Source organism: Brevibacillus sp. GCM10020057 (assembly GCF_042683565.1).
In the GTDB taxonomy this organism is placed as follows: domain Bacteria; phylum Bacillota; class Bacilli; order Brevibacillales; family Brevibacillaceae; genus Brevibacillus.
Window position 1 is genome coordinate 506 of the sequence record NZ_JBHUJW010000030.1, and the last position, 994, is coordinate 1,499.

The following is a 994-nucleotide window of genomic DNA, read 5'->3' on the forward strand; positions in this document are numbered from 1 at the left end:
GCCGTAGACCCGAAACCGTGTGATCTAGCCATGTCCAGGGTGAAGGTAGGGTAACACCTACTGGAGGCCCGAACCCACGCACGTTGAAAAGTGCGGGGATGAGGTGTGGCTAGCGGTGAAATTCCAATCGAACTCGGAGATAGCTGGTTCTCCCCGAAATAGCTTTAGGGCTAGCCTCGGAATAAGAGTCTTGGAGGTAGAGCACTGATTGGGCTAGGGGCCCTCATCGGGTTACCGAACTCAGTCAAACTCCGAATGCCAATGACTTATGTCCGGGAGTCAGACGGTGAGTGCTAAGATCCATCGTCAAAAGGGAAACAGCCCAGACCATCAGCTAAGGTCCCCAAGTATACGTTAAGTGGGAAACGATGTGGAGTTGCCCAGACAACCAGGATGTTGGCTTAGAAGCAGCCACCATTTAAAGAGTGCGTAATAGCTCACTGGTCGAGTGACTCTGCGCGGAAAATGTAACGGGGCTAAACGTATCACCGAAGCTATGGCAGTCCTTACGGACTGGGTAGGGGAGCGTTCCAAGCAGCAGTGAAGCCGTACTGGAAAGAGCGGTGGAGCGCTTGGAAGTGAGAATGCCGGTGTAAGTAGCGAAAAGACAAGTGAGAATCTTGTCCACCGAAAGCCTAAGGGTTCCTGGGGAAGGCTCGTCCTCCCAGGGTTAGTCGGGACCTAAGCTGAGGCCGAAAGGCGTAGGCGATGGACAACAGGTTGATATTCCTGTACCACCTCTGCTCCGCTTGAGCAATGGCGTGACGCAGGAGGATAGGGTGAGCGGCCTACTGGATGGCCGTCCAAGCAGTAAGCCTGGTGTGTAGGCAAATCCGCACACCGTAAGGGCAAGCTGTGATGGCGAGGGAAATTTTAGTACCGAAGTCCCTGATTTCACACTGCCAAGAAAAGCGTCTAGCGAGGAACAAGGTGCCCGTACCGCAAACCGACACAGGTAGGCGAGGAGAGAATCCTAAGGTGCGCGGGATAACTC

Annotated in this window: 1 rRNA gene (only partly in view); it reads left to right on the forward strand. The window is 54.1% G+C overall.

The features are described 5' to 3' along the window. Positions 1-994 (forward strand): 23S ribosomal RNA (locus ACFSO0_RS09595); its annotated part reaches 505 nt to the left of the window's first position; the annotation flags it as partial.